6 protein-coding genes are annotated in these 6,281 nt (G+C 72.7%); 3 read left to right on the top strand and 3 right to left on the bottom strand.

The window, feature by feature from the left end; all coding sequences use genetic code 11:
• Positions 1 to 167 precede the first annotated feature (167 nt).
• On the bottom strand, positions 168 to 1,310 hold the full coding sequence (locus tag ACFFNX_RS38855; RefSeq protein WP_378211130.1) for an amidohydrolase family protein: 1,143 nt from the start codon (positions 1,308 to 1,310) through the stop codon (positions 168 to 170).
• 161 nt (positions 1,311 to 1,471) lie between these two features.
• On the opposite strand from ACFFNX_RS38855, the gene ACFFNX_RS38860 reads away from it, so the two are divergent.
• Together ACFFNX_RS38860 and ACFFNX_RS38865 are read left to right on the top strand one after the other, a co-directional pair.
• Complete coding sequence (locus tag ACFFNX_RS38860) at positions 1,472 to 2,827, top strand: glutamine synthetase family protein (protein WP_378211132.1); 1,356 nt, start codon at positions 1,472 to 1,474, stop codon at positions 2,825 to 2,827.
• Positions 2,828 to 2,844: 17 nt separating this feature from the next.
• On the top strand, positions 2,845 to 3,288 hold the full coding sequence (locus ACFFNX_RS38865; RefSeq protein WP_378211133.1) for an RDD family protein: 444 nt from the start codon (positions 2,845 to 2,847) through the stop codon (positions 3,286 to 3,288).
• Between the two features lie 6 nt (positions 3,289 to 3,294).
• Here the strand turns inward: ACFFNX_RS38865 and ACFFNX_RS38870 are convergent, their stop codons facing one another.
• A complete protein-coding gene (locus tag ACFFNX_RS38870) occupies positions 3,295 to 3,942 on the bottom strand; it encodes a response regulator (RefSeq protein ID WP_378211135.1) in 648 nt (215 codons plus the stop codon).
• A 254-nt stretch (positions 3,943 to 4,196) separates the two neighbouring features.
• Here ACFFNX_RS38870 and ACFFNX_RS38875 point away from each other — a divergent pair, with 254 nt between their 5' ends.
• Positions 4,197 to 5,450, top strand: a complete 1,254-nt coding sequence (locus ACFFNX_RS38875; RefSeq protein ID WP_378211137.1) for an IS110 family RNA-guided transposase — start codon at positions 4,197 to 4,199, stop codon at positions 5,448 to 5,450.
• Positions 5,451 to 5,532: 82 nt separating this feature from the next.
• Here ACFFNX_RS38875 and ACFFNX_RS38880 read toward each other — a convergent pair.
• Positions 5,533 to 6,281 (bottom strand): sensor histidine kinase (locus tag ACFFNX_RS38880; protein WP_378211139.1); only part of this gene is annotated, 749 nt, incomplete at its 5' end.

The following is a 6,281-nucleotide window of genomic DNA, read 5'->3' on the forward strand; positions in this document are numbered from 1 at the left end:
GGCGACGCGCTGTCCGGGCCCGGCGTCGAGCGCGCGTACGACCTCGGCTGCCGTGTCGGCCTCGTCGCCCGAGAGCCGCGGGTCGGCGTGCAGGCGGTGCCGCAGCGCGATCGCGGCCGGCAGCTCGTCGGCGACGGCCGCGCGCAGCTTGAGATTCAGCTCGTCCATCAGTGCCGTTCCTCCAGCCCGTACACGCGGCGGGCGTTCTCGCCTCCGGCCAGCCGCGCGATCCGCTCCGCGTCCTCCTCGGTCCACACCCCGTCGTCCAACCCGGACCTCAGGAAGTCCGAGAGGCCCCGGCGGAACAGCAGGGAGCCGAGATGGTACAGCTCGGGCAGGCCGAAGGCGTCGGAGGAGAACAGGAACTTGCCGAACGGAGCGAGCTCCAGCATCTCGGCGATCAGCGCCGATGCCCGGTGCCCCACTCCGTGCGTGGCGAGCCCGACGTCGACGAAGACGTTGGGAAACACCTGCGCGAGGTACCCGGCGTGCCGGTGGAACGGGTAGTTGTGCAGCAGCATGATCGGTGTGCCGGTGGGTTCGATCGCGCGCAGCAGGCCGGTGAGCAGCAACGGGTCGCAACGGTGCAGGTCGACGTCCGCGTCGCCGTATCCGACGTGGAACTGGACCGGCAGCCGGAGGTCCACGCCGCACCAGACCAGGAACACCTGGAGGGTCGGGTCCGCGAGCCGCACCGGGGCGCCGGCCTCGATCGCGGCGAGCCAGTGTCCGGCCGCCGCCGCGACCTCGGCGTCCCCGGGGCGGTCAGCGGGCAGGTCGAGGCCGGTCCGGTACGCCGCGATGGACTTCAGCCCGGCCGCCGAGGCGGCGCGCCCGGCCAGCCGCTCACGGAACGCGTCGGCGAAGCCCTCCGCGCCCGGCCCGGCCTCGGCCACCTCCTCGGCCACCCGTTCGAGCCGGACGATCTCATGGGCCGTCGCTCCCGCGAGAGCGCCCAGCTCGCCGGGTGTGAGAAGCGTGTCCATCGGGTAGCCGGTGTCGACGCAGAGCGCGTCGAGCCCCGCCTCACGCAGGAAGCGCCGGTTCACCTCGGCGAATCCCAGGTCGGCGCGGCGCGCCAGGTAGTCGTCGGCGGAGGCGTGCGGTGGCAGGTCGAGCACCGGCGCGCACCAGCGGCGTACGGCGAACCCGATCTGGGAGTCGAAGAGCGTGCCGCCGAGCCGGCCGGGGGCCTCCGCCTCGGTGAGCAGGGACTCGAACGCGCTCCGGTCGAGGTCGCGGCCTGCCACGCCGTGGCAGTGGTGGTCGACGAGACGGAGGTTCTCCACACAGGGCAGCGGTGGGGGCACTCGGTCGCTCCTCCTTCCTCTCGAACGATCAGTTACCCGCCTTTCGCCCGGATACGGACGCGGCAGGCGTGCTCTCGCTCACGCGCTCTTGCCGGGAGGGGCACGACGCCGTAGAAGGTGTACGTGCCGGGCGGCCCCCAGCGAACGAGAGAGTGAACGCCATGGACCAGCAGGAGCGTGCGCGGCGGGCGGCGGCCGCGCGGCAGGCGGCCGGTGACCTCGCCGCGAGGGACATCACCGGTATCGCGGTCACGTGGGTGGACACCAGCGGCGTCACGCGGGTCAAGGCGGTGCCGCTCTCCCGCCTCGAACGCGCGGCGGCCTGGGGCATCGGCATGTCGCCCGTGTTCGACGCGTTCCTGATCGACGACTCGATCACGAGCGGCCGCTTCGCGGGCGGGCCGGTCGGCGACCTGCGGCTGCACCCCGACCTCGACCGGCTCGCCGTGATGCCCGCCCTGCCCGGCTGGGCGTGGGCGCCCGCGGACCGCTACGACCAGGAGGGCGAGCCGCACCCGCTCGACGCGCGCCACCTGGCCCGGCGCGCGACCGAGCGCCTGGCCGCCGACGGCATGGCGGTCAAGGCCGCGTTCGAGGTCGAGTGGGCCGTCTCGCTCGGCGACGGCGACGACTTCGCCCCCGCCTGCGCCGGTCCCGCGTACGGCATGACCCGGCTGACCGAGCAGTCGGACTATCTGCGCGACGTGGTCGAGGCGCTGTCGGCGGCGGGTGTCGCGGTGGAGCAGATCCACCCCGAGTACGCCGCGGGGCAGTACGAGGTGTCGGTCGCGTCCGCCGACCCGGTCGCCGCGGCCGACACGTTCGTCCTGGTCCGCGAGACGATCCGCGCGGTCAGCCTGGTCCACGACCTGCGCGCGACGTTCTCCCCCAAGGTGCTCGCCGACGGCGTCGGCAACGGCGCGCACGTCCACCTGAGCCTGTGGCGCGAGGGCGTCAACCTCATGGCCGGCGGCGAGGGCCGGTTCGGGCTGACGCGTGACGGCGAGGGGTTCGCGGCGGGCATCCTGTCGCGGCTGCCGGCTCTGCTGGCGATCGGCGCGCCGTCGGTCGCCAGCTACCTGCGGCTCGTGCCCTCCCACTGGGCCGGGGCGTACGCCTGCTGGGGGCTGGAGAACCGGGAGGCGGCGCTGCGGTTCGTCACCGGCGCGGTCGGCGACCGGTCCCAGGCGGCCAACCTGGAGATCAAGTGCTTCGACGCGGCCGCCAACCCCTACCTCGTCATGGCGGCGCTCCTGGCCGCGGGTCGTGCGGGACGGGCCGAGGGCGGCGCGCTCCCCGAGCCGGTCGACGTCGACCCGGCGACCCTCGACGGCGTGCCCCGGCTGCCGTCGTCGCTGGGTGCGGCGGTCGCGGCGTTCGAGGCCGACGACGCGCTGCGGGAGGCGCTGGGCGAGGCGATGATCGACACCGTCGCGGTCGTACGCCGGGGCGAGATCGCGCTGTTCGACGGCCTCGCGCCCGAAGAGATCGCCGCGCGCACGCGGTGGCGGCACTGAATGGGATGATGACGCGCGTGTCCGATCCGGCGGGAGTGATCCTCCGCAGGTACGCCCAGTACGCCCTCGACCGGCTGATCACGACGGTGCCGGCGGCCGTCGTACTGGTGCTCGGCCTGCGCTGGACGCTGCACCTGCCCCGAGGCGACGGCCGGATGACGCCCGCGTATCTCACGATGGGCGGCTTCCTCCTCGTCGTCCTGGTCGGCAACTGGTTCACCGAGGTGTGGGTGCCGCACCGCTGGCTCGGCGGCACTCCGGGCATGCGCTGCCTCGGGCTGCGGGTCGTGACCGAGCGCGGAGAGACGCCCGGCCTGCGGGCGTACCTGATCCGCTGGGCCATGGTGATCGTGGACGGCTACTTCTTCGGCCTGGTGGGGGCGCTCGCCATCGCGCTCAGCCCGCGTCACCAGCGGTTCGGCGACATGGTGGCGCGCACGCTCGTCGTACGCCGCGGCTGAGGGTCGTCATTCGACCAGGCGGCTCTCCCAGGCCCAGATGGCGACCTCGGTGCGGTTGCGGACGCCGAGCTTGCGCTGGACGCCGTTCAGGTGCGTCTTGACCGTCGACAGTGAGATGACGAGCGCGTCGCTGATCTCGGCGTTGGTCATGCCGCGGGCCACGGCCCGTACGACCTCCAGCTCGCGGCCGGTCAGGGGTTCGACCGGCCGGGCGGCACCGGAGGCCGGCCGGGCGAACCGCGCCAGCAGACGCGTCGTGATCGAGGGGGAGACCATCGACTCTCCCTCCGACGCCGCGCGCACGGCCTCGACGAGGATCCGGGGCCCGGCGTCCTTGAGCAGGAAGCCGCACGCGCCCGCACGCAGCGCCGAGTAGACGTTCTCGTCCTCGTCGTAGGTGGTGACGACCACGACGCGCATCGGGTCGGGCACCTCCGGGCCGGCCAGCAGACGCGTGGCCTGGATGCCGTCGATGCGCGGCATCCGAATGTCCATGAGCGTCACGTCGGGGCGCAGCTCGCGGGCCAGACTCACCGCCGCCTCGCCGTCGGGCGCCTCGCCGACCACGTCGATGTCGGGTTCGGCGTCGAGGATCAGCCGGAACCCGGTGCGGACCATCGCCTGGTCGTCGGCGACGAGAACGCGGATGCTCACTGGTGCACCATCCTTGTGTCGGTAGCCGTGAGGCTGCTGATGCACCCGAGGTGCCGCCGGGTCACCGCCCGGCTCGCTCGATCCTGTTGAGGTCCATCATGAGTTCTGCGGGATCCGGCGGCTGCCCGGGACGTCGTGACCGTCGACAGGGCTGTATGCGTCGTTGAACGCCGAACAGTGAGCGGACTGGCCCAGGCGTCCCGGCACCGAAAACGAGGGTGCCTCCCCACTGGGCTAGCAGCGAGGAGGCTGCCATGCAGTCTGCCAGCATGACCCTGCCACCGGTAGCACCTGGTGATGTGACCGCAGGGGTCGACTGGGCCAACGACGACCACGCCGTCTGCGTGGTCGACGCGACCGGTCACACGATCGAACGGTTCACCGTCGAGCACACCGGCAAGGGCCTGACCGAGCTGGTGCGCCGTCTGCGCGGGGCCGGCGCATCCGAGGTCGCGATCGAACGGTCCGACGGCAAGGTCGTCGACAGCCTTCTGGCGGCCGGGCTGACCGTGGTGGTGATCGCCCCGAACCAGCTGAAGAACCTGCGAAGCCGGTACGGATCGGCGGGCAACAAGGACGACCGGTTCGATGCGTTCGTACTCGCCGACACCCTGCGCACCGACCGGGCCCGGCTGCGGCCACTGATCCCTGACAGCCCGGCCACCATCACGTTGCGGCAGACCGTCCGCGCCCGAAAGGACCTGGTCAAGCACCGAGTCGCGCTCGCCAACCAGTTGCGCGCCCACCTCAAGACGGCCTTCCCGGCAGCAGTCGGCCTGTTCGCCGACATCGACAGCCCGATCAGCCTGACGTTCCTGGCCCGCTTCGACTGCCAGGAACGCGCCGACTGGCTCTCGCGCCGACGGCTGGCGGCCTGGCTGCGCAGCGTCGGCTACTGCGGACGCAAAGACCCCACCATCCTGCACGCCCGGCTGAGGGCCGCCCCCCGCGGCGCGACCAGCGACGACGGAGCCGCCAAGGCCCACATCACCCGCGCCATGCTGGCCGTGCTGACCGGCATCGTCAAGCAGATCAAAATGCTGGACGCCCAGATCACCGAGCAACTCGCACTGCACGCCGACGCGCACATCTTCACCTCGCTGCCCCGCTCGGGCACCGTGCGCTCCGCCCGACCGCTGGCCGAGATCGGCGACCGCCGCGCCCGCTTCCCCACTCCCGAGGCACTGATCTGCCTGGCCGGAGTAGCCCCCTCGACCCGCCAGTCCGGCAAGGCCCGCCACGCCGGGTTCCGCTGGGCCGCCGACAAACAACTCCGCGACGCCATCTGTGACTTCGCCGCAGACTCCCGCCGCACCAACCCCTGGGCCACCAAGCTCTACAACGACGCCATCACCCGCGGCAAAGACCACCCCCACACCACCCGCATCCTCGCCCGCGCCTGGCTGTATGTGATCTGGCACTGCTGGCAGGACCACACTGCCTACGACCCCGCCCAGCACAGAGCCCTCCAGACCCTCCTCAAACAAGATCAACCGGCGGCAGCTTGACACAGGGCTACTCATGAGCCCTCCTTCGCGCCGCCCCGCGAGACCCTGGGCGCGGCGTCGTCGATTCGCTCACGGCGCTCACTCATGAACGGGGCTCCTCGCGGTCGAGGGGAAGGCGTACGACGACCCGCCATCGTCGTCCGGACTCCACACCGGCGCGGAGTGTACCGCCGAGCGCGGTGACCCGTTCGCGCATGCCCACCAGCCCGTAGCCGGATCCCCCGCCGGACGGCTCGCCGACGCCGTCGTTGACGACCTCCAGGTGGAGCACGTCGGCGACCGGATCGTGCTGCACCCGCGCGGCCACGCGTACGTCCGCCGCGTCGGGCGCGTGCCGGCGGACGTTGGTCAGCGCCTCGAGCACCACCCGGTGGACCGTCGTGATCAGCGCGGGCGCGGGTTCGAGCCGGTCCAGGTCGCCGGGCAGCTCCATCGCGACCCCGTCGTGACCGGCGGCGGCGTCGAGCACGGCCGCGCGGATGCCGGAGGCGGGTACGGGCTCGGGCACGGTGTCCTCCCGGAGCATGCCGACGAGCCGCCGCATCGCGGTCAGGGCGTTCGACCCGGCCTCCTCGATCTCGCGGAAGACGTCGTCGTCCGGCTCGGCCGACCGGCCGGCGAGCACGCGCGCGGCCTGGGCCCGTACGACGATGCCGCTCATGTGGTGGGCGACGACGTCGTGCAGCTCGCGGGCGATGCGCAGCCGTTCGGCCGTACGCGCCTCGGCGAGGGCGGACCGGCGGCGGTCGTCGGCGTCGCGCAGGATCAGGCCGACGGCCAGCGAGGCGCCCCACAGCAGCGCGGCGGGTACGGCGATCAGCGCTGTGGGCG

Source organism: Actinoallomurus acaciae, from assembly GCF_042429965.1.
GTDB classification, from domain to species: domain Bacteria; phylum Actinomycetota; class Actinomycetes; order Streptosporangiales; family Streptosporangiaceae; genus Actinoallomurus; species Actinoallomurus acaciae.